Origin of the sequence: Lysobacter yangpyeongensis (assembly GCF_042655745.1) — a bacterium.
In the GTDB taxonomy this organism is placed as follows: domain Bacteria; phylum Pseudomonadota; class Gammaproteobacteria; order Xanthomonadales; family Xanthomonadaceae; genus Agrilutibacter; species Agrilutibacter yangpyeongensis.
In genome coordinates this window covers 24166-46157 of sequence record NZ_JBHSNM010000006.1, presented here as the reverse complement: position 1 = coordinate 46157, position 21992 = coordinate 24166, and the positions used below count along the sequence as shown (strand labels likewise).

The 21992-nt window shown below is 70.1% G+C and carries 17 protein-coding genes and 1 tRNA gene; 7 read left to right on the top strand and 11 right to left on the bottom strand.

Annotated elements, in window-relative coordinates; genetic code table 11:
• Positions 1 to 16 precede the first annotated feature (16 nt).
• Positions 17 to 3925, top strand: a complete 3909-nt coding sequence (locus tag ACFPN1_RS14060) for a translocation/assembly module TamB domain-containing protein (protein WP_386755771.1) — start codon at positions 17 to 19, stop codon at positions 3923 to 3925.
• A gap of 243 nt (positions 3926 to 4168) precedes the next feature.
• Here ACFPN1_RS14060 and ACFPN1_RS14055 read toward each other — a convergent pair whose 3' ends face one another.
• The 3 genes from ACFPN1_RS14055 to ACFPN1_RS14045 all read right to left on the bottom strand — a co-directional run bounded on the left by ACFPN1_RS14055 (position 4169) and on the right by ACFPN1_RS14045 (position 9034).
• Positions 4169 to 5446 (bottom strand): sialidase family protein, encoded by a 1278-nt coding sequence (locus ACFPN1_RS14055; protein WP_386755770.1) that lies wholly within the window; start codon positions 5444 to 5446, stop codon positions 4169 to 4171.
• 622 nt (positions 5447 to 6068) lie between these two features.
• Entirely contained in the window at positions 6069 to 7958 is a 1890-nt protein-coding gene (mnmG, locus tag ACFPN1_RS14050) for a tRNA uridine-5-carboxymethylaminomethyl(34) synthesis enzyme MnmG (protein WP_386755769.1), read from the bottom strand.
• 566 nt (positions 7959 to 8524) lie between these two features.
• Positions 8525 to 9034 (bottom strand): hypothetical protein, encoded by a 510-nt coding sequence (locus ACFPN1_RS14045; protein ID WP_386755768.1) that lies wholly within the window; start codon positions 9032 to 9034, stop codon positions 8525 to 8527.
• 127 nt (positions 9035 to 9161) lie between these two features.
• On the opposite strand from ACFPN1_RS14045, the gene ACFPN1_RS14040 reads away from it, so the two are divergent.
• Both ACFPN1_RS14040 and ACFPN1_RS14035 read left to right on the top strand, forming a co-directional pair.
• Entirely contained in the window at positions 9162 to 10172 is a 1011-nt protein-coding gene (locus tag ACFPN1_RS14040; protein ID WP_386755767.1) for a pyridoxal-phosphate dependent enzyme, read from the top strand.
• A 96-nt stretch (positions 10173 to 10268) separates the two neighbouring features.
• Complete coding sequence (locus tag ACFPN1_RS14035) at positions 10269 to 11744, top strand: ArnT family glycosyltransferase (RefSeq protein ID WP_386755766.1); 1476 nt, start codon at positions 10269 to 10271, stop codon at positions 11742 to 11744.
• 7 nt (positions 11745 to 11751) lie between these two features.
• On the opposite strand, the gene ACFPN1_RS14030 is transcribed toward ACFPN1_RS14035, so the two are convergent.
• The 5 genes from ACFPN1_RS14030 to bioB all read right to left on the bottom strand — a co-directional run bounded on the left by ACFPN1_RS14030 (position 11752) and on the right by bioB (position 16921).
• On the bottom strand, positions 11752 to 12765 hold the full coding sequence (locus ACFPN1_RS14030; RefSeq protein ID WP_386755765.1) for a multidrug resistance efflux transporter family protein: 1014 nt from the start codon (positions 12763 to 12765) through the stop codon (positions 11752 to 11754).
• Positions 12762 to 13685 (bottom strand): malonyl-ACP O-methyltransferase BioC, encoded by a 924-nt coding sequence (gene bioC, locus ACFPN1_RS14025; RefSeq protein WP_386755764.1) that lies wholly within the window; start codon positions 13683 to 13685, stop codon positions 12762 to 12764. The genes ACFPN1_RS14030 and bioC overlap by 4 nt, the downstream gene beginning before the upstream one ends.
• Before the next feature lie 191 nt (positions 13686 to 13876).
• Entirely contained in the window at positions 13877 to 14638 is a 762-nt protein-coding gene (gene bioH / locus ACFPN1_RS14020; protein WP_386755763.1) for a pimeloyl-ACP methyl ester esterase BioH, read from the bottom strand.
• A 12-nt stretch (positions 14639 to 14650) separates the two neighbouring features.
• Complete coding sequence (gene bioF / locus ACFPN1_RS14015; RefSeq protein ID WP_386755762.1) at positions 14651 to 15868, bottom strand: 8-amino-7-oxononanoate synthase; 1218 nt, start codon at positions 15866 to 15868, stop codon at positions 14651 to 14653.
• On the bottom strand, positions 15869 to 16921 hold the full coding sequence (bioB, locus tag ACFPN1_RS14010) for a biotin synthase BioB (RefSeq protein WP_386755761.1): 1053 nt from the start codon (positions 16919 to 16921) through the stop codon (positions 15869 to 15871). It lies immediately after the preceding gene.
• Between the two features lie 49 nt (positions 16922 to 16970).
• On the opposite strand from bioB, the gene ACFPN1_RS14005 reads away from it, so the two are divergent.
• The 4 genes from ACFPN1_RS14005 (at position 16971) to ACFPN1_RS13990 (ending at position 18803) form a co-directional block, all read left to right on the top strand.
• Complete coding sequence (locus tag ACFPN1_RS14005; RefSeq protein WP_386755759.1) at positions 16971 to 17777, top strand: ComF family protein; 807 nt, start codon at positions 16971 to 16973, stop codon at positions 17775 to 17777.
• Between the two features lie 135 nt (positions 17778 to 17912).
• Complete coding sequence (locus ACFPN1_RS14000) at positions 17913 to 18287, top strand: hypothetical protein (RefSeq protein ID WP_386755758.1); 375 nt, start codon at positions 17913 to 17915, stop codon at positions 18285 to 18287.
• Positions 18284 to 18541: a DUF5985 family protein gene (locus ACFPN1_RS13995; protein WP_386755757.1), complete on the top strand. Its 258-nt coding sequence runs from the start codon at positions 18284 to 18286 to the stop codon at positions 18539 to 18541. The genes ACFPN1_RS14000 and ACFPN1_RS13995 overlap by 4 nt, the downstream gene beginning before the upstream one ends.
• Position 18542: 1 nt before the next feature.
• Entirely contained in the window at positions 18543 to 18803 is a 261-nt protein-coding gene (locus tag ACFPN1_RS13990; RefSeq protein WP_386755756.1) for a DUF5985 family protein, read from the top strand.
• 260 nt (positions 18804 to 19063) lie between these two features.
• Here the strand turns inward: ACFPN1_RS13990 and ACFPN1_RS13985 are convergent.
• From ACFPN1_RS13985 to ACFPN1_RS13975, 3 genes are all read right to left on the bottom strand, one after another.
• Positions 19064 to 19140, bottom strand: a tRNA-Arg gene (locus tag ACFPN1_RS13985).
• Positions 19141 to 19233: 93 nt separating this feature from the next.
• Positions 19234 to 20583, bottom strand: coding sequence for a putative bifunctional diguanylate cyclase/phosphodiesterase (locus ACFPN1_RS13980; RefSeq protein WP_386755755.1), 1350 nt, complete (start codon positions 20581 to 20583; stop codon positions 19234 to 19236).
• Between the two features lie 26 nt (positions 20584 to 20609).
• Complete coding sequence (locus ACFPN1_RS13975) at positions 20610 to 21857, bottom strand: HD-GYP domain-containing protein (RefSeq protein WP_386755754.1); 1248 nt, start codon at positions 21855 to 21857, stop codon at positions 20610 to 20612.
• Positions 21858 to 21992 lie beyond the last annotated feature (135 nt).

Below are 21992 nucleotides of genomic sequence, written 5' to 3'. Positions count from 1 at the left end.
GACGAAGCGGCCCGCGATGACTCCCGCAGAGCGCGACGCGCACGACGTACGCATCGCCGAACTGCGCGCGAAGCGACGCGCGCGCCTGCGCTGGCTCGCGATCCGCGGCAGCATCGTCGCCGGCGCGCTGACGCTGGGGCTGGCAGCGCTGCTGTACTGGCTGCTGGGCACCGTCGGCGGGCGCGACGTGCTGCTGGCGCAGATCCAGCAGCGGTTGCCGGCCGAAGCGCGGCTGTCGTGGCAGCGCGCCGAAGGACCGGCCTCAGGACCGCTGGTGCTGCACGGCGTGCGCTTCCGCTACGTCCTGGCCGACAAGGACGGGAAGCGCGATCCCGCGCATCCGCGCGTGCTCGAATTCGCCGCGCGGCGCGTGACCCTCGATCCCGCGCTGCGCCCGCTGCTCGGTCGCCGTCTGCGCCTGGACGCGCTGCAGCTGGAAGGCGCGACGCTGGAGATTCCCAAGAGCGATGAGCCGTTCGAATTGCCGCGCTGGCCCGAATCGTTGCCGGCGATCAACCCGCCGCTCGCGCTGCAGGCCGACGACGTGCGTATCGACGGACTGACGGTGACGCAGGAACGCCGCCTGCTGATCGACGTGCGCCGCGTGCGCGGTGGCCTCGACGCGAGCAGCGGTCGCCTGCATGTCGAGCGGCTCGACGCCGATACCGATCGCGGCCGCTTCACCGTGCAAGGCGATTACGCCCCGCGCGACGACTACCGCATGGACCTCGTCGCCACGGCCGTGTTGCCGGCGCAGACCGGCACCACCGCGCCGCGCCTGGGCCTGATCGCACGCGGCGATCTGTCGCGCATGGACGTCGCCGTCGCCGGGCGCGTGCCGGGCCCCACGCGGGCCACACTGACCCTGCAGGGCAAGGCGCAACCGCGCTGGCGCCTGCACGCGCAATCCGATGCGCTCGACCTCGCGCTGCTGACCCAGGGCAAGCCCTCCGGCACGCCGATGACACTGCGTTTCGACGCGGACGGTGTCGGCGGCGAGATGAACCTGCGCGGCGAATTCGCGCAACGCGACGCACGGGGTGGCGGCTTCACCGCCATCGTGTTGCCGTCGCAGCTGCGCCTGGAGAACCAGGTTCTCGAAGCCAAGCCGCTGTCCCTGCGCGTGTTCGACGGCACCGCCGTGCTGCGCGGCCGCGCCGACTTCAACGATCCGGAGCACGCGACGCTGCGCTTCGCGGTGAATGCGCGCGGCCTGAAGTGGGGTGGCGCGACCACCACGCCGAAATCGCCCGCGCAGGCCGCGCACGACACGCCCCTGATCGAGGCCGACGCCGACCTCGGCCTCGCCGGCACGCTGCAGGACTGGGCCGCGATCGGCGAGGCCACGCTCACCCGCGATGGCGAACGCGCGCAGGTGCGCTTCGACGGGCGCGGCAACGAGGCGCACCTGCAGCTCAAGCGCCTGCATGCGCAGATGCCCAGCGGCGCACTGGACGCGACGGGCGAGGTGGCGTGGAAGCCGGCGCTGGGCTGGAACATCGCCGCGACGCTCGCCGGTTTCGATCCGGGCTATTTCGCGCCGGCATGGCCGGGTGCGCTGCGCGGTCGCTTCACCACGCAGGGCACGACGCGCGACGACGGCGGCCTCGACGTCGCCGTCGACGCGCCGCAACTCGACGGCCGCCTGCGCGGTCGTCCGCTGCAGGGACGGGGCCGCTTCCTGATGCGCGGTGCGGCGACGCCGGCCGGGCAGGACAGTTACGAAGGCGACGTCGCCCTCGCGCTCGGCGGCAGTCGTGTCGAGGCGAAGGGCAAGGTGGCGACGACGCTCGACATCGACGCGAAGTTCGCACCGCTGCAACTGAACGACCTGCTGCCCGACGGCGCGGGCACGTTGCAGGGCACGTTGAAACTCGGCGGCGCGCGCAACGCGCCGGACATCGACGCCGACCTGACCGGCAGTGGCCTCAGCTACGCCGGCTACCGCGCCGACACGCTCAGCGCGCACGGACGGCTGCCGTGGCGCGGCGGCAACGGAACGCTCGCAGTGCGCGCCACTGGCCTCGACGTCGGCACGCCGCTGGCATCGCTCACGCTGGACGCGCGCGGCGCGGTCGAGAACCTGCAGCTGCAGGCCGACGCGCAGGGCGACATCGGCGCGCTCGCGTTGAGCGGTCACGTCGCCAGGCGTGGCAATACCTGGCAGGGCGCGCTGGCTTCGCTGCAGCTGGTGCCGGTGAAGGGCGCGCAATGGCAACTGCAGCAGGCCGCGCCGTTCCGCTGGGACGGGCGCAGCGGCGCCTTGTCGAACGCGTGCTTGGCCTCCAGCGGCGGCGGTTCGCTGTGCGCGAACGCCGACTGGCCGCGCCGCGGACTCGACGTGCGCGGCGACGCCCTGCCGCTGAGTCTGCTCGTGCCGTATCTGCCCGAACGCGGCGATCGCCGGCCGTGGATCGTGCGCGGCGACATCGCGCTCACCGCGCAGCTGCGTCCGCTCGGCAACGGCTGGCGCGGCAGCGCGCATGTCACCTCGGCGAGCGGCGGCATGAAATTCAGCGAACGCTCGCGCAGCGAAGTGCTGCGCTACGGCGCACTCGACCTGACGGCGACTTTCGATCCGCAACGTCTGTCGGCGCAGCTGCGCAGCACCCTCAACGACGACGGCCACGTCGATGCGCGCATCGCCACCGGCTGGGACGCATACGCGCCGCTGTCGGGCGAGGTCGGCATCGACACCGACGAACTCACCTGGATGGAGCTGTTCTCGCCCGACATCGTCGAGCCCACCGGCAAGCTCGAAGGCCGCGTCACCCTTGGCGGCACGCGCGCGCAGCCGCTGCTCGGCGGCAATGCGCGGCTCACCGACTTCAGCACCGAGGTGCCGGCGCTCGCGATCCAGCTGCACGATGGCGACGTGCGCCTGGATGCGCGCCCCGACGGCAGCGCGCGCATCGCCGGCAGCGTGCGCTCCGGCGAAGGCACGCTCCACGTCGACGGCACGCTGGGCTGGCAGGGCGATGACACCCCGCTGGTGCTGTCGCTGAAGGGCGACGACGTGCTGTTGTCCGACACGCGCGACCTGCGTGCGGTCGCCAATCCCGACGTGCAGGTGCGCTACGCCGCACGCCAGCCGCTGCAGGTCACCGGTACGGTCACCGTGCCCTCGGCCAACATCGATCTGGAGCGCCTGGACGAAGGCGTGTCCGCCTCGCCCGACGTGGTCGTGCTCGATCCGGTCGATCCCAAGGACACCGGCGAATCGCCGCTCGACATGGACCTCACCCTCGCGCTGGGCGACGACGTGAAGCTCACCGGCTTCGGCCTCGAAGGCACCCTGCGTGGCCAGTTGCGCGCGCGGGCGCGCCCCGGCCGCGAGATGACGGCGTCGGGCCGGCTCGACGTCGACGGCCGCTACACCGCATACGGACAGAAGCTGCAGATCACCCGCGGCGAACTGGTGTGGTCGAACGGCCCGGTCGCCGATCCGATCCTCAACATCCGCGCCGAACGCGAAGTCGGCGAGGTCACCGCCGGCATCGACGTCACCGGCCGAGCGTCATCGCCGCAGGCGAAGGTGTGGAGCAATCCGGCCAGTTCGCAATCCGAGGCGCTGTCCTACCTGGCGCTGGGCCGGCCGCTGTCGAGCGCGAGCAGCGACGAAAGCCGCCAGCTCAATGCCGCCAACGCGGCGCTGTCGGCGGGCGGCAGCATGCTCGCCTCGCAGTTGGGGGCGAAGATCGGTCTCGACGATGCCGGCGTGATGGAAAGCCGCGCGCTCGGCGGCAGCGTGCTCGGCGTCGGCAAGTTCCTCTCGCCGCGGCTGTACGTCGGCTACGGCGTGTCGCTGCTCGGCACCGGCCAGGTGCTGACGCTGAAGTATCTGCTGCGCAAGGGCTTCGACATCCAGATCGAATCGAGCACGGTGGAGAACCGTGCGTCGGTCAACTGGCGCAAGGAGAAGTAGGTTGGAACAGTTGCGTGCCGCGCCGCTGCTTTTTTCCGCGATCTGAAGGTGCGGCGCTTCGCCGCCCCTCACCCCAACCCTTCTCCCTTCGGGAGATGGTGGCGCGAAGCGCCGGATGAGGGGAAGCGAAGCAGTGTAGTAGGGGACAGCCTTAGGTCCCTTTTGTGTTCGCGAGTTTTAGCAAGCTCGCTTCGCCGACCCTCACCCCAACCCCTCTCCCGGTGGGAGAGGGGCTCTGTGCACTTAGCGCGCCAGCACTGCTCCAAGCAGCAGCGGTTTGCCGTCGGCGATGTCCGTCCACGTGACGAACGCCTTGCCTTCGTGCAATGCAAGTTGCGGAAAGCCGGTGCCACGGCCACGGCCCTGCAGCTTCGCCACCTCGATGCGCTGCAGTTCGCGCGACAGGTCCGGCGCGTAGCGCGCGAGTTGCAGCGACTGGCCGTCGCGGCCTTCGCGCACCCACAGCGCCCAGGCGGTCTCGCCGTCGAAGGCCACGTCGATGCGGCCCTGCACGGCTTCGCCCGAATCCACCACCACCGGTGCGCCGAAACGGTTGCCCGCATCGGCGGAACGCGCGAGCTTCAGCGTCGGCGTGTTGCCGGCGGCGGTGTACCAGCCGACCAGCACCGCGTCGCCGCGCGCCGCGACCGACGGCCCGTTGACCGGGCACGCGGGCATCGTCCAGCGATCGTCGTGGACCGTATGCGCCGGCGTCCACGCGCCGCGCTCCAGTCGCGTGATGGCGATGTCGCGGATTTCCTCCGGCGTGCGATCGCGGTACACCAGCAGCGGGCCGCGCGCGCCCAGGGCGACATCGGTCTGGCAGCAATCGCAGGTCATCGCGTCGAGGCGCGCCTCGTCGTGGCGTTGCAACTGCGCATCGAACGTGGCGGTGCGCAGGGTCATTGCGCCACTGTCGTGGCCGTCGTGTCCCGCGTGTTCGCCGGAAGCGGCATCGCGACCGTCGAGCCACGCCACGCCCAGCGCATCGCGCGAGGCCGGCCACAGCGACACGAAGCCGTGCTCGGCTGCCTTGCCGTCGTCGTTGACGCGCACCGGCTTCGACCACGTCGCGCCGCCGTCGCCGGAGCGCACCAGCACGACGTCATAGGCATACGTCGAGGTTGCGGACTTCTGCAGCCAGTGCGCCCACAGCGCACCGTCGGGCGTCGCGGCGAGGTGCGGCGTGTCGGCCCAGTTCACGAACCAGTCGGCGCCGTGGGCGATTTCGCGCGGGGCGCTCCAGCGGCCATGTTCGAACGCGGCGAATTTCAGTGTGTGGCCGTGTTCGCGGGGCTCGACCCACGAGAGCAGCAGGCGTCCGTCGGGCAGTGCGAATAGATCCGGCTGCGCGGCCGCGGTGTCGACGGCGAGCGACCAAGGCTGGAGTTGGAAGTTTGCGGATATCGACGCGGCTGCAGGCGTCGCTGCATGCGATGCAGCAGGCGACTCGGCGGGCGGAGCCTCGCGATTGCAGGCGGCGAGGAGGAGGATGGCGAGCAGGGCGGGCACGATCTTCATTGGCGAAGACTAACGTCCGGGCGCGGTTTGAGCTCCTTGTCCCTTCGGGAGAAGAGCCTGGCCCGGAGGTGCTTTTGATCGGGGGATGGCGCGAAGCGCGGCATGAGGGGGAACGGAGCGAGGTTGTGCGATGGCGGGACAGCTTGGGGTCCCGATTTGGGTTCGCGAGTTTTCAGCAATTTCGCTTCGCCAGCCCTCTCCCCAACCCCTCTCCCGGAGGGAGAGGGGCTTTATTCCCTTCTCCCATCGGGAGAAGGTGGCGCGAAGCGCCGGATGAGGGGGGACGGAGCGAGAGTGCGATGGCGGGACAGCTTGGGGTCCCGATTTGTGTTCGCGAGTTTTCAGCAATTTCGCTTCGCCAGCCCTCTCCCCAACCCCTGTCCCGGAGGGAGGGGCTTTATTCCCTTCTCCCATCGGGAGAAGGTGGCGCGAAGCGCCGGATGAGGGTTCGGCGGAGCGATTGCCGGATCCGATCGCGGCTTCGGTGACCGAATCGTGCAGCAGATTTATCGCTCCGCACTCATGCCGGCAGCCCATCGGCATAGCAGAAGGGCGTTCGTCGGAGCGCGCGCCAGTGGCGCGCAAGCGCTCCTCACCCCCCTTTCCCGGTGGGAGAGGGGCTTCAAGCCACGCGTTCGCGCCGCTGCCGCGTGAGATGCACCAGCAGCAGCGAAATCGCCGCCGGCGTCATGCCGGGAATCCGCTGCGCCTGGCCGATGGTCTGCGGCTGCACGCGCTGCAGTTTCTGCGTGACTTCCGCCGACAGGCCGCGCACGGCGGCGTAATCGAAGCCAGCCGGAATCGCCGTGCTCTCGTGCCGCTGCTGGCGTTCGATTTCCTCGCGCTGGCGGTCGAGGTAGCCGGAATACTTCACGCCGATCTCGACCTGCTCGGCCACTGCGGCGTCGTCCACGCCGGGGCCCAGCGACGGCACCGCCATCAGCTTCGCGTAGTCGAGTTCGGGGCGCTTGATCAGGTCGCGCGCGCTGGTTTCGCGGGTGATCGCGAAGCCGAGCGTGGTTTCGATCTCGCGGCCCAGCGCGTTGTTCGGCGCCGCCCAGATGGCGGACAGGCGCGCGTTCTCGCGTTCGACCGCTTCGCGCTTGGCGTCGAACGCGGCCCAGCGCACGTCGTCGACCAGGCCGAGCTCGCGACCCACCGGTGTCAGGCGCAGGTCGGCGTTGTCCTCGCGCAGCTGCAGGCGGTACTCGGCGCGCGAGGTGAACATGCGGTACGGCTCGGAGGTGCCATGCGTGATCAGGTCGTCGACGAGCACGCCGATGTAGGCCTCGTCGCGGCGCGGACTCCAGCCTTCGCGGCCCTGCACGTAACGCGCGGCATTGACGCCGGCGAGCAGGCCCTGCGCCGCGGCTTCCTCGTAGCCGGTGGTGCCGTTGATCTGGCCGGCGAAGAACAGGCCGGCGACGGCCTTGGTCTCCAGCGTCGACTTCAGTCCGCGCGGATCGAAGAAGTCGTACTCGATCGCGTAGCCGGCGCGGGTGATGTGCGCGTGCTCGAAGCCGCGGATCGAGCGCACCAGTTCCAGCTGCACGTCGAACGGCAGCGACGTGGAAATGCCGTTGGGATAGATCTCGGCGACGTCGAGGCCTTCGGGCTCGACGAAAATCTGGTGCGAGGCCTTCTCGGCGAAACGCACCACCTTGTCCTCGATCGAAGGGCAGTAGCGCGGGCCGATGCCTTCGATCTGGCCGGTGTACAGCGGCGAGCGGTCGAGTGCGCCGCGGATGATCTCGTGGGTGCGCTCGGAGGTGTGCGTGATCCAGCACGACACCTGGCGCGGATGGTCGGCGTGCGAACCGAGGAAGGACATCACCGGGCGCGGATCGTCGCCGGGCTGTTCCTCCATCACCGCGTAGTCGAGCGTGCGCCCGTCGATGCGCGGCGGCGTGCCGGTCTTGAGGCGATCGACCACGAACGGGCCTTCGCGCAGCTTGTGCGCGAGCGCGATGGACGGCGGATCGCCGGCGCGGCCGGCGGCGTAGGTGGTCTGGCCGACGTGGACCTTGCCGGCGAGGAAGGTGCCGGCGGTGAGCACCACGGCGGGCGCGGCGAACGTCAGCCCGGTTTGGGTGACCACTGCGGTCACCTTGCCGCCGTCGAAGACGATGTCGTCGACCGCGGACTGGAACAGCGTGAGGCCCGGCTGGTTCTCGACCGCGCGGCGGATGAAGGCGCGGTAGAGCGAACGGTCCGCCTGGCAGCGCGTCGCGCGCACGGCCGGACCCTTGCTCGCATTGAGGCGGCGCCACTGGATGCCGGCGGCGTCGGCGGCGCGCGCCATGATCCCGCCCAGCGCGTCGATCTCCTTGACCAGATGGCCCTTGCCGATGCCGCCGATGGCCGGGTTGCAGCTCATCGCGCCCACGGTCTCGACCGAATGCGTCAGCAGCAGCGTGCGCGCGCCTGCCCGTGCCGACGCGAGGGCCGCCTCGGTGCCGGCGTGGCCGCCGCCGACCACGATCACGTCGTACTGGTAGAAGGAGTGGGACAAGGTTGCGAGCCGCAGGTGCTGGGAGCCGGAATTTTACTTGAGCAATCAGGCGCTTGCCGGAATCGGCCCGGTGCAAGTCGGCGGGTGTCCAAAAGTTGGCACGCATCCTGCTTAACTAACCCTGCACCTTGCGGGGCAGGCGCTAGACGCCGGCTGGAATTGGAACAGGGGCTGGCCAAGCGCTCGCGGGGGAAGCACAGGGGTCGAATGTCGGGGGACGTTCGGCCCCTTTTTTATGTCTGCGCTCCGGGAATGTGACCGGGGTCGCATACGCCGGCGCCGCGAAGCGGGCTTTCGCCGGTTCAGCGGAGCGGGGTCGGAAAAGGATCGGGCGGCGCCGGGATGGAGGAGCCGGCGTCCAACGAAGGCGGAACAGGGGGGATCCGTGATTCTCCGTCGGACGCCGACATGGGCGCTTGCCACCATCGACTGGGCCTGCAACGTCTAAATGCGACGCAACCGGTCAGTGGTTGCAGCTTGCCGTCACTCCCGGGGCAACGCAAGCGTACGGCGGCGCGGTTTTGTGACGGAGTGCTGCATACCGTCACCTGAAACAGCGCCTGCGATTACGGCTCCGCGGTGTTGTCCGATCGACGGTGCGGCGGGTCGCGACGCGATTGCTCGGTGCGACGCGGCATCGGCCGGGCGCGCGGTTCGCTGCGCGGCGGGGCGGGCGTGATGCGCGTGGGCGGCAAGGGCGTGGCGGGCGGCGCGGTGTGTTCGTTCCAGCGCCGCGTCACTTCGCGCTTGCGGCCGTCGGGATCGCGCCAGGGCGGCGGCCGGTCGTCATCGTCGTGATCGTCGCCGGGCGGATTCGAGCCCGGCGGATGAGGGCGGTGGTGGTGGTTGGGGCGGTAGTAGTAGTGCGGACGCCGGTAGTAATAGGGATAGCCGTAATACGGATACCCGTAATACCCGTAGTTGTAATAGCCGGGGTAATAGCCGCCGTAGTCGTAGTAGCGGTATTCGACGCTCGGCTGGCCGTAGTAGTAGCCGTCGCGATAGCCGTAGCCCGCGCTGACGCAGCCGCCGAGCAGGCCCACGAGCGCGGCCGGAAGAAGGAGTTTGCGTATCATGGCGGATACCCCCCGGGGTGTGTGCGCCAGCTTCCGGCCGATGCTTTGAACTCGGGCTTAATTCTTCCGGCGCGCCAGCGTGGCAGGCGAAACCGTTAAGCACGGCCATCGCGCTAGCATCTGCGCGATGAACTCCGCCTCCGACCTCGGCGCACTCGCGCATCCGGCTGCCACACCGGCAGCGCTGCCCACCTTCGACGATGTGCTCGCCGCCGCGGCGCGCATCGCGCCGCATGCGCACAGCACGCCGGTGCTGCGCTCGCGCACACTGGACGCCCTGGCCGGCTGCGAGCTGCACTTCAAGGCCGAACACCTGCAGCGCGCGGGGGCGTTCAAGTTCCGCGGAGCCTGCAACGCGGTGTGGTCGTTGCCCGACGCGACCGCTGCGCGCGGCGTGGTCACCCACTCGTCCGGCAACCACGGCGCTGCGTTGGCGCTGGCGGCACGCACGCGTGGCATTCCCTGCCATGTCGTGGTGCCGCACAACGCGGTCGCGGCGAAGATGGCCGCGATCCGCGCCTACGGCGCCACATTGCACCACTGCGAACCCACCATCGCCGCGCGCGAAGCGGCGTGCGCCGCGGTGCAGGCACAGACCGGCGCGGAACTGGTGCACCCCTACACCGACGCGCGGGTGATCGCCGGCCAGGGCACGGCGGCACTCGAACTGCTCGGCCACGACGGTCGCTTCGATGCGCTCGTCACGCCGCTGGGCGGCGGCGGCCTGCTGAGCGGCACCGCGATCACCGCCGCCGCCGTCTCGCCGGCGACGCGCGTGTTCGGCGCGGAACCTGCCGGTGCGGCCGACGGGTTCGCCTCCCTGCAGCGCGGCGAGCGCGTGCTCGAGCTCGCACCCGATACCGTTTGCGATGGTCTGCGCGGCCTGCTGGGCGCGCCGAACTTCGCCCTGCTGCGCGCGCATCGCGTCGAGGTGCTGCTGGCCGACGACGCCGCGACCGTGCAGGCGCTGCGTCTGTTCTGGCAACGCGCCAAGCAGCTGATCGAGCCGTCGTCCGCGATCGCGCTGGCCGTCGTCCTCGCCAACCGCGAGCGCTTCGCCGGCCAGCGCGTCGGCATCGTCCTGTCCGGCGGCAACGTCGACCTCGACGCACTGGCCGGCCTGTTCGCCTCGGCCTGACCGCGCGCGGTTGCGAAACCGCCCGCTTCCCCCGCAGCATGCGCGTGCGTCTGCAGTCGTCCCGTCCCGTGTCGCTTTTGCCGCCGATGAGCCTGCATGCCACCCCGTCTTCCTGCGCTGCGCAGTAGGTCGTTCTGGATCGCCGCGATGGCGATCGTGCTGGCGCTCGGCTTCCTCGGCACGCGCGGCATCTGGGATCCGGACGAAGGCCGCTACACCAATGTCGCGCTGAACATGCTCGACAGCGGCGACTGGCTGAATCCGCGCCGCAACGACGAAGTCGGCCACTGGACCAAGCCGCCGCTGACCTACTGGGCGATCGCTGCCAGCGTGGGCGCGTTCGGCCAGAACGCTTTCGCGGCACGGTTGCCGTCGGCGCTGGCCTACCTGCTGTGCGTGTGGCTCGCCTGGCGCATCGCGCGCCGTCTCGCGCCCGGCAGCGAGCACGTCGCCGCGATCGCTTACGCGACCATGCCGCTGACGGTCGGCGCGGCGCAGATGATCACCACCGACTACGTACTGTCGGCCTGCACCGGCGTGGCGATGTGGGCCTTCGTCGAGGCCCGCTTCGACGGCGCGCGCAGCCGGCACTGGACCGCACTGATGTGGGTGGCTTTCGCCTTCGCCTTCCTGACGAAGGGACCGCCGGCGCTGATCCACCTGCTGGCCGCGCTGGTGTTCGATCAGTTGATGCCGGCGCGCAAACGCAACCGGGTGCTGCAGTGGTCGGGCCTGCTGCTGTTCCTGTTGCTGGCATTGCCGTGGTACGTGGCGGTGATCGCCAACCATCCCGGACTGTTCCGCTATTTCATCGGCGACGAAGTGGTCAACCGCGTCGTCACCAACGAGTTCGGTCGCAACGGCGAGTGGTACGGCTGGCTGGTCGCCTACGCGCCGACCCTGCTGCTGGGCACGCTGCCGTGGACGCCCGCGTTGTTGCATTGGGCGCGCGAACTGCCGGCACACGTGCGCACGTGGCGCGATCCGTCGCAGCGCGAGCACGACGCGGCCCGCCTGCTGCCGGCGTTGTGGCTGTTGCTGCCGCTGCTGGTGTTCTGCATCGCCCGCTCGCGCCTGCCGCTGTACATCCTGCCGCTGTTCCTGCCGCTGGCGGTGATCATCGCCGCGCAGCGTCAGCAGGAGCGGAGCGGGTTGCGCACGGTCTGGCTCGTCGCGTGGGTCGCGGTCCTGCTGGCGTTGAAGCTGGTGGCCGCGTTCTGGCCGACGCACAAGGATGCCTCGCAGTGGGCGCGCGAAATCCGCGCGCGTGCCGGTGCGCCGGTGCGCGAGGTGCTCTTCGTCGAGGACATGGCGCGTTACGGCCTGCATCTGCACCTGGACGTGGAAGTGGAAAAGCTGTCGCTCGATCCGCAACCGGAACCGCCCTTCAACCCGATCTACGACGAAACGCTCGCGCAGGAACTCGACGAGCACGAGCCCGACACGGTGTGGATCTGCAAGCAGGAGCTATGGCCGCAACTGCAGCAGCGCCTGTCTGAACTCGGGCAACGCACGCAGGTGCTGGGTGCGCCCTACCGCGGCCGGATCATCTTCCGGGTGATGCCGCGCTGACGCGCGTTCACGCGCCGCGGTCGCTGCGCAGTTCCTGCGTGGCGTGGCGATCGCCCGCCGCTGCACGCGCGGCCACGATGCTGAAGATGACGATGCCGGCCATCACCACCATCGCGCCCCACAGCGCGCGCCCGTGTGGCCAGGCTTCGCCGAGCCACAGCGCGCCGATCACCGTGGCGAAGAGGATTTCCGCGGCCTGCATGGCCTCGGCCGCGGCGAGCGCGCTCGGTTCGTTGCGCACCATGCCGGTGGCCTGGAAGAACAGCACCGTCGCGATGACGCCGGCGCCGAGCGCGACGCCCGCCGCCAGCAACACCTGACCCGCGGGTGGCGCACCGGTCGTGGCGAAGGCGCCCGCGGCAACGGCCCACCACAGCGGTTGACTGGCCAGGGTCATGCCGAACACGCGCTGGGTCGCGTTGAGCTCGACGCCGGCGCGTTCCAGATGCAGCAGCAGGCCGCGGTTGCCGAGCGGGTAGGCGAAGGCGCTGACCGCAACCGCGGCGAGCGCGAGCCAGCCGTCGCGATCCAGATGGCCGCCGCCGTGGCCGAGCTGCATCAGCAACACGCCGCCCACCACCACCACGCCGGCCAGCAGCGCCGGCAGCGGAATGCGCGCGCGTGCATCGCGCACGTGCCGGTTCCGATACAGGAACGGCGCGCACAGCATCCCCGCGATCACGGTGAGCTGGAACGTGCCGGCCACGAGCCATGCCGGCCCGCTCGCCGCCGCGTAGCTCAGCAGCACATAGAACAGGACGAAGCCGATGCCGCTCCACAGCAGCCATGGCCGTGGATGCGCGCGGATCGCGCGCCACACCGGCCGCATGCCGCCCTGCCATGGCATCACCAGCAGCATGATCGGCAGCGTGAGCAGGTAGCGCAGCGCCGCGGTCCAGGCCCAGTGGCCGCCTTCGGTTGCCGCGGCGCGGTTGAGCACGTAGGTGCAGGTGAAGAACAGCGCCGACAGCAGCGCGATGGTCACCGCCGCCAGGGCGACTCCGCGTTGCGGCCGCGTCACCCGCGTCTCCGGATCGGGATCTTCGCCACGGGCACGGCGACTTCATCGACGCCGCCGACGCGGATCGGCGTGCCGGGCGGCGGGCCCCAGGCATGCGCGATGATCACTTCCCACGTCGCCGGGAGCTTGTCGTCGCTTCGCAGAGGCTCGTACGCCTGCGCCGCGCGCGCGAAGCGTTCGCGCCCGGTCAGGCTGCGCCGGCGCGTGCGCAGCGCGTTGGTGGCGCCCAGCGTGCGCAGTTCGCGCATCAGGTCGCCGAGAGTGTCGTGTTGCAGGCGGAACTCGTCGCGGTCCAGCACCGGATCCCGGAAGCCGGCGGCGATCAGCGCATCGCCGAACTGCGCGATCGACGCGAACGGACTCACGTGCGGCGCGCTGTCGGCATGGCCGAAGGCTTCGCGCAGTTCCCACAGCGTGTCGGGGCCGAACGTCGACAGCACCATCAATCCATCGGGCTTGAGCACGCGACGGAAGCCGGCGAACACCGCCGGCAGGTCCTCGATCCATTGCAGGCACAGGTTGGAGAACAGCACGTCGACGCTGCCATCGGCGAGCGGCAGCGCGCGCGCGTCGGCGCACAGCGCATGCGGACGCTGCCTGAACGGACGCCAGCCGCCGGCATTGCGGCGGCTCTCGTGCAGCATCGGCAACGCGAGATCCAGCGCGAGTACCTGCGCCTTCGGCCAGCGCTTCTGCATGTCCGCGGTGGCGTGGCCGGGGCCGCAGCCGACGTCGAGCACCACCTGCGGCGTGCGCGGCGTCGCGCCGCCGGCCTCGCGCTGGGCGCGTTCGTCGAAGTAGTCGAGCGAGTCGAGCAGGCGCGCGCCCACTTCCCGCTGCAGGGCGGCGGCATCGTCGTAGTGGTGCGCGGCGCGCGAGAAGGCGCGGCGGACCTGGCGATGGTCGAAGAGCTCGGTCACGGGTGGGGGCTCAGCGGGGTGGGGGAGTCGGGCCAGGCACGCATGGTTTCACCCCGGGTTGCACCGGCCCGCATCGTCATCCCCGCGAACGCGGGGATCCAGTGCCTTTGCGGTTGCGGTTGCCTCGGGAAAAGCAAACTCATTGGGTTTTCCGCCTTCGCGGGAACGACGGGCAACAGCACATGGCGCGCTCACAGCGAATCCATGAACGCGGCGATCTCCCGCGCGACTTCATCGGGCGCGCCGAGGAACGGCGCATGGCCGGCCTGCGCGATCACCACGCTGCGCGCATCCGGCGCGAGCGCCGCCGCGGCCGGCATCGCACCGGCGGGCACCAGGCGATCGCGGCGTCCCGACAGCCACAGGCTGGGTACGCGCAGCATCGGCAATTCGTCGCGCAGGTCGAGGCGGTCGAGCAGTTGCAGGCCCTCCAGCAGCGCGCGCGGTGCCGGCTCGCCGCGTTCGAACGCGCACGCGCGCAGCCGGCGCAGTTCTTCCTGCGCATGTGCGGAACCCAGCGCTTCCAGCGCGAGGAAGCCATCGAGCGTGCCGCGGAAATCGCGCGCCAACGCTTCGCCGAAATCGCGGAACAGGGCCGCGCCGACGCCGTGGTGCCAGTCTTCGCCGACGACGAAGCGTGGCGAGGAGGCGACCATGATCACGCCACGCACCGCGTGCGGATGGTCGAGCGCGGCGCGCAGGGCGAACTGGCCGCCGAGCGACCAGCCGAGCCAGGCGGCATCGGGTACGCGTGCGACGAGTTCGCCCGCCAGCACTTCCGGCACCAGCGGCGTGGCGTCCTCACGGGCGAAGCCGTGGCCGGGCAGGTCGATCAGGTGCAGCGTGTAGCGGTCCTGCAGGCGCTCGACCAGCGGCGCGAACAGCCCGCCGTGCATCGCCCAGCCGTGAATGAGGGCGAGCGCGGGGCCCTGCCCGCGCGATTCGATATGCATGGGCGAGGACCCTCAGCGCGGCGCGGACAGCATCTCGGCCACGCGCGCTTCGGCTTCCGCCTTGTCGCGCGCCCGACCAAGCGCATCCACCAGGCCGTCGACGTCGGCGTGCGAATGCAGCGCCGACAGCGTGACGCGCAGGCGCGCGCGGCCTTCGGGCACGGTCGGCGGCCGGATCGCCGTGACCCAGTAGCCGCGCTGCTCGAGCGTCGCGGACATCGACAGGGCGCGCGTGTCGCTGCCGCACATCACCGGCTGGATCGGCGTTTCCGACGGCAGCAGCACCAGACCCGCCTGCGTGGCCTTTTCGCGGAAATGCGCGATCAGGTCGTACAGCTTGCCGCGACGCCAGTCCTCGCTGCGCGCGAGCTTCACTGCGGCCAGCGTCGCCGCGGCCTGCGCCGGCGGCAGCGCCGTCGTGTAGATGTAGGGACGCGCGGTCTGCGCGAGGTGGTCGATGATGTCGGCATCGCCGACTACCGCCGCACCGTAACCGCCCAGCGCCTTGCCCAGTGTCACCAACTGCAGCGGCACCTGTTCGGTGGTGAGTTGCGCGTCGGCGAGGCTGCCGCGCCCGTCCGGTCCGATCACGCCGACGCCGTGCGCGTCGTCGACGTACATCAGGGCCTTCTGCACGCGCGCGGCCAGTGCCAGTTCGCGCAGCGGCGCGACGTCGCCGTCCATGCTGAAGACGCCGTCGGTGGCGAGCATCGCCACGCCGTCGCCGGCTTCGCGCATCAGGCGCAGCGCGCCGGTGGAATCGCCGTGCGGATAACGCCGCAGCTTGCAGCCGGCCAGGCGCGCGGCGTCGATCAGGCTGGCGTGATTGAGGCGGTCCTGCACGCACACGTCGTCGTCGCCGAGCAGCGACTGCACGACCGCGAGGTTGGCCATGAAGCCGCTGCCGAACAGCAGCGCGCGCGGCGCGCCGAGCCAGTCGGCGAGTTCCTTCTCCAGCGCTTCGTGCAGCACGTGGTGGCCGCACACCAGGTGCGAGGCGGTGCCGCCGGCGCCTTCGCGCGAGGCGGCGTCCTGCAGGGCGTTGATCACCGCGAAGTGCTGGGACAGACCCAGGTAGTCGTTGCTGCAGAAGTTCAGCAGCTTCCTGCCGTCGACTTCGACGCTCGCGCCGTCGCGGTGGGTCACCGCGCGCAGCACGCGCACGCGCGATGCGGCGACGCGTTCGGCACGCGCCGCGGCGATACGCTCACGCCAGGACGCACGGGCCACTCAGATCACCGCGCAGGCAATGGATTCGCGGGCCAGCGGGCCCGGCTCGAGGATGTCGGCGTGCACGGTCTCCCCCTGTTCAACGACCGGCATGGGCTTCAGGCCCAGGCGGGCGAACAATGCCATATCGCGCTCGGTGTCGGGATTGCCGGTCGTCAACAATTTCTCCCCGTAGAAGATCGAATTGGCGCCGGCGAGGAAGCACAGCGCCTGCAGCTCGTCGGACATGGTCTCGCGGCCGGCGGACAGGCGCACCATCGAACGGGGCATGAGGATGCGCGCAACTGCGATCGTCCTCACAAATTCGAAGGGATCCAGCTGCGCGGTGCCGGCCAGCGGCGTGCCTTCGACCTGCACGAGGCGGTTGATCGGCACCGAGTCGGGGTGGGCGGGCAGGTTGGCCAGCGTCTGCAGCAGGCCGGCGCGCTGTTCGCGCTGCTCGCCCATGCCGACGATGCCGCCGCAGCAGGTCTTCATGCCGACGTCGCGCACGTGCGCGAGCGTGTCCAGGCGGTCCTGGTACTCGCGGGTATGGATGATCTCGCCGTAGAACTCCGGCGCGGTGTCGAGGTTGTGGTTGTAGTAGTCCAGGCCGGCACCCTTGAGCGCGCGCGCCTGCTCCGCCGACAACATGCCCAGCGTGGCGCAGGTTTCCAGGCCCAGCGCCTTCACCTGCGAAATCATTTCCGCGACCTTCGGGATGTCGCGGTCCTTGGGCGACCGCCAGGCTGCGCCCATGCAGAAACGGCTCGCGCCGGCGGCCTTGGCCTGCTTCGCCTTCTCCAGCACCGCTTCGGTGGACATCAGCTTGGTCGCGTCCACGCCGGTGTGGTAGCGCGCGGCCTGTGGGCAGTAGCCGCAGTCCTCGGGGCAGCCGCCGGTCTTGATCGAGAGCAGGGTGCTGACCTGGACTTCGGCCGGGTTGAAGTGCGCGCGGTGGACCGCGCCCGCCCGGTGCAGCAATTCCGGGAAAGGCAGGTCGAACAGGGCGCGGACTTCCTCGCGGCTCCAGTCGTGGCGCAGCGCGGCGGGGGATTCACTGACGGCAGGCATGGGGGTTTTCCGACAGACGGGACAGACCGGGGCCGGCAGTCTGGAAACCATGACCACCACTGTCAACCAAACGCAGGCGCATCGGGTTGACGGCGAGCCGGGCGTCGGGGCGTCTCTCGAAGCCGTGCGTCGCCGGCTCGGGCACTGGCTGCGGATCGACGCCTCCCGCCTGCTCTGGCCCAGCCGTTGCCTGGTCTGCGAGGCGCCGGGGCTGGAGGGCCTGGACCTGTGCGGCGCCTGCTGCGACGCCCTGCCGTGGAACCGCTGCGCGTGCCCGCACTGCGCCCTGCCGCTGGCCACGCCCGGGGTCTGCGGGGCATGCCTGCGGCGTGGGGCCGTGCGTGCACGGCGCGGCCGCGCGCCGCTGCTCGATGGCGTCCATGCGGCCTTCGTCTACGCGGCGCCGCTCGACCGCCTGCTGCCGCGCTTCAAGTTCCATCGCGACCTCGCGGCCGGCGCGCTGCTCTCGCAACTGGTCGCCGATGCGGCGCGCCAGTGGCCGCGGCCGCACGCGCTGGTGCCGGTGCCGTTGCATCGCGCACGCCTGCGCCGTCGCGGCTACGACCAGGCGCTGGAACTGGCGCGTCCGCTGGCCCAGGCGCTCGAGCTGCCGCTGCGGGGCGACCTGCTGTGGCGGACGCGCGCGACAGCGGCGCAGTCCGAGCTCGGCGCCGGGGCGCGCCGGCGCAACCTGCGCGGCGCGTTCGCGGTCCGGTGCCCGGACGCGCTGCCGGCCCACGTCGCACTGGTCGACGACGTCATGACCACCGGGACCACCGTCCTCGCGGCCGCCGAGGCGCTCAGGCGCGCCGGCGTCCAGCGCGTGGATGCGTGGGTCTGCGCGCGGGTGCCGTAGTCCGACAGCTGCATGTGTCCGGCGCCGGTCGCGCGTGCCGGATTGCCGTGCCGGGCTGCAACGCCAGGTGCTTCGTCGCGTGGCACGTGAAGCCGCGAAGACGGCCTTGACGGGCGGGGACGCTACCATCGGCCCATGTCGCGAGCCGTCATTTCCCCCGCGATCCGGCGCTTCATCTCGGCAAAGCTCGTCTCGGTGCCGTTCTGGGAAGGCATCCTGCTGCTGCGTTCGCGGCCGGGGATGTGGACCGCGGACGAACTCGCCGCGCGCCTGTACATCAACGGACCGACGGCGCGGCAACTGGTCGGCGAACTGCAACGCAGTGGATTCGCCGCCGCCGACCAGGACGGGATCCGCTACGCGCCCCATCCCGACCTGGCAGAGATGGTCGAGCAACTCGCGGGCCTCTACAGCCGGCACGTCGTGGAAGTCACCAAGCTGATCCACGCGTCGGCGGACCGGCGCGCGGAAAACTTTGCCAACGCTTTCGTACTGAGGAGAGACGAATGATCGTGTTCGTCTACGCGCTGTGCGCCTGCACCTCGCTGGTGTGCGCGGTGCTGCTGATGATCGGGGCGAGACGCACCCGCTCGCGCATGCTGCTGTGGGCCAGCATCTGCTTCTGGCTGATGACCGCGGCGAACGTCGTGGTCATCCTCGATTCGATGGTGTTCCGCGGCGTCGCCCTGTGGCCGGTCCGCCACGGCCTGTCGCTGGCGGCGGTGTGCATCCTGGTCTACGGCCTGATCATGGAGGACCGCTGACATGCAATCGTTCCTGCTCGGCATGATCGCCATGGCCTCCGCGGTCGCCGCCCTGCTGTTCCTGCGCTTCTGGCGCAGCGCCCATGACCGGCTGTTCCTGTGGTTCGCCGGCGCCTTCCTGCTGGAGGCGCTCAACCGCACGTTCTTCGTCCTGCGCGGCGCGAGGACCGAGGACGAGCCGATCTACTTCCTGTTCCGGCTGTGCTTCTTCGTCCTGATCATCATCGCCATCGTCGAGAAGAATCTCTCGTCGCGACGATGAGTGCCGGCGCGGAAATCCGCGCAAGGCTGCGCATGAAAAACAACACGGCCGGCATCGCGATTGGCAGCGCCATGATCAGCAGCAGAACGCGGAACGCAGAGGGTCTGAAGCGGCCGCATCACGCATCAGTGAAAGCACGCGTGCCTGAGGCTGCGCGTGCACGGTGCCAAAGCGCGCCGCGCTCTCGTTTGTGAATTCATCGCGGTGCGCCGGGAAGCGCGCTGCAGTCGTATGCGCGGGAAACCGCCGCTGCAGGAAGTTGGCGCGCCTGGAGGGATTCGAACCCCCGACCAATGGCTTCGGAAGCCACTACTCTATCCGGCTGAGCTACAGGCGCGTTTCGCGGTGATTGTCGGCGACGCCGGCGATTGCCGCCATCGCCGGTTGCCGGGCGCGCGCTGACTCCGCGCGATCGGGCCGAGGGCGCATTCTAGCAGTGGTCGTCGGCGTTGCGGCCGTCGGCGGTGCCCGACGGCCCGGGGCGGAGGGCGCCGTTCGGTCCCGGTCGCAGCCACTGCGCGAAATCGTCCAGGGCCATCGCCTTGGCGAACAGGTGGCCCTGGACCACGTCGCAATTGCGCTGGCGCAGGGCTTCGAGCGTTTCCTCGTCCTCGACGCCCTCGGCGACGACATGCAAGCCGAAGCGGTGCGCCAGGTCGATGATCAGCGAGGTGATGTCGGCGCACGTCGCGTCGATCAGCAATCCCGACACGAACGACTTGTCGATCTTCAGCTCGTCCGCGGGGATGTCCTTGAAGTAGGCCAGGCAGGAATAGCCGGTGCCGAAGTCGTCGATCGAGATCTTCACGCCCATGTCGCGAATGCGCGACAGGATGCGGAAGCTGTGGCGCGGATCCATCACCAGCGAGCGCTCGGTGATTTCCAGCACCAGTTGCACGTCGGGCGTCGACCACAGGCTCAGCGCGTTTTCGACCAGATCGGGCAGGTCATCCTGGCCGACCAGGTCGGCCGGCACGTTCACCGCGACGCCGAAGGGCACGTGCGGATGCTTCCATTCGCCCGCGTGGCGCAGCGCGGAGTTGAGCGCCCAGATCGTCATGGTCTTGATCTGGCCGGTCTGTTCGGCGATCGGGATGAACTGCGCCGGCGACACCAGGCCGCGCGAGCGGTGCTGCCAGCGCATCAGCGCTTCCGCGCCGACGGTGACGAGGTCCGGCAGCCGCAGCTTCGGCTGGTAGACCAGGAACGTCTCGCCGCGCTGCACCGCGCCGCCCAGTTCGATTTCCAGGTCCCAGAATTCGGACAGGCCGCGGTCGTCGCTGGCGTCGGGCGGGAACAGCCAGCGCTGCCCGGTGCCGCGCGCGAGATCGAGGGCCTTCTCGGCCTGGCTCAGCAGGAATTCGGGCTGCGTCGCGTGGTGCGGGCACAGGGCCACGCCGACCGTCGCGGTCATCCGCACGCGACCGGCGCCGCCGTCGAAGGGCAGGTCGAGCCGGCGGAAGAACTTCTGCACCGCCAGTTCCGCGTGCCCGGCGTTCATCAGGCCCGGCAGGATCAGGGCGAAGCGGTTGTCGCCGATGCGCGCGGCGTAATCCTGCGCGCGGATCATCTCGCGCAGTTGTGTGGCGACATGCTGCAGGGCGCGGTCGCCGAAATCGTAGCCGTGGGTGGCGTTGAGCCGGGCGAAGCCGTCGATGTCGGCCACGATCAGCGCGAGGTTGCTCTTGCGCTCGTTGGCCAGGCCGACGTGGCGCCGCAGCAGGGCGAGGAAGCTGCGACGGTTGTGCAGGCCGGTGAGTTCGTCCTCGATGATCGCCATCGCATCCGCCGGCCGACGCGTGCGCGTCAGTGCAGGAACAACTCGACCGGGTCGATGCCGTAGGCGCCGCTGGGCAGGCCGCCCTTCACGCTCAGGGGCTGGCCCTTGTCGTCGTGGTCGGTCTCGCCCAGGTCGAGCACCCGGAACTGCTGCAGCGGCGTCTTGTCGGCATCGAGCAGCAGCATCACGCGCGGCCGCAGGCGCTTGAGGCTGTGCACGTCGGTGACCACGGCCACCTGGCCGTTGGAGAGTTCCACCAGCGACCCGGTCGGATAGATGCCGCAGTTCTGGATGAACTGCTCGACCAGCTCGGCCTGGAACAGCGTCCCGCGTTGCTGGTACAGCTCGTTCACCGCCTGGTGCGGCGAGCGGCTGGCCGCGTACGGACGCGCGCTGGTCATCGCGTCGTAGCTGTCGACGATGCCCATGATGCGGCCGAAGATCGGGATGTCGCCGCCACGCAGGTTCCACGGATAGCCGCTGCCGTCATGGCGTTCGTGGTGGGTGGCGACGATCTCGCGGATCTTCGGCGACAGGCCCGGCGTGGCGTCGATGATTTCCAGGCCGTGCTCGACGTGCTTGCGCGCCTGTTCCATTTCCAGCGGCGACAGCGGCACGCGTTTGTGCAGCAGGCCCTCGGGGAGGCGCGTCTTGCCGACGTCGCTCAGCAGCCCCGCGAGCGCGAGCAACTGCAGCTCCGCGCGTTCCAGGCCGAGGTGGCGGCCGAAGCTCGCCGACCAGATCGCGCAGCCCATCGCATGCTGGTAGGCGTAGTTGTCGCGCCGCTTCATCTCCTTGAGCCAGACGAACGCGGTGGGATTGCGCAGGATGGAATCGATCATCGCATCGACGCCGTCCTTCAATCGCTCCAGGTCCAGACGCTTGCCTTCGTGCAGGTCGGTCATCACCTCTTCGATCGAGGCTTCCAGCGTGGCGTGCACCGCTTCGGCCTGGCGCAGTTCCGCCTGCACGTCGAGTTGCGGTTCCCAGCGCGTCTTGCGCAGCGCATCGACTTCCGCGGCGGCGCGGCTCTGGCGCACGGCATCGGGTTCGTCGAAGGCGAGGAAGCGCGGATTGGGCGAGGTGCCCAGCACCACGTCGACCCACACGTGGTTGCACAGGCGCTGCAGCATCGCGATCTCGTCCTCCGACGTGATCTTGATGCCCTGCATGAGGAAGGCGGTCTCGAGCCAGGGCCGGTCGAGCCGACTGACGTACATCCCCAGCGTCAGTCCCTGGACGCCAATCCGGACTTCCCTGGTGTGGATATCCATACGATCCCCCTGGACCCCACGGCTAGCCTACGCCCGGCCGCGACGCAGGCATAGTGCACGGGCTGGCCGCCGGTCCGGAATCCCGCAGCGATCGGCGACAATGCGCAGGCGCGGCAATGCCGCGCGCACCTCTTC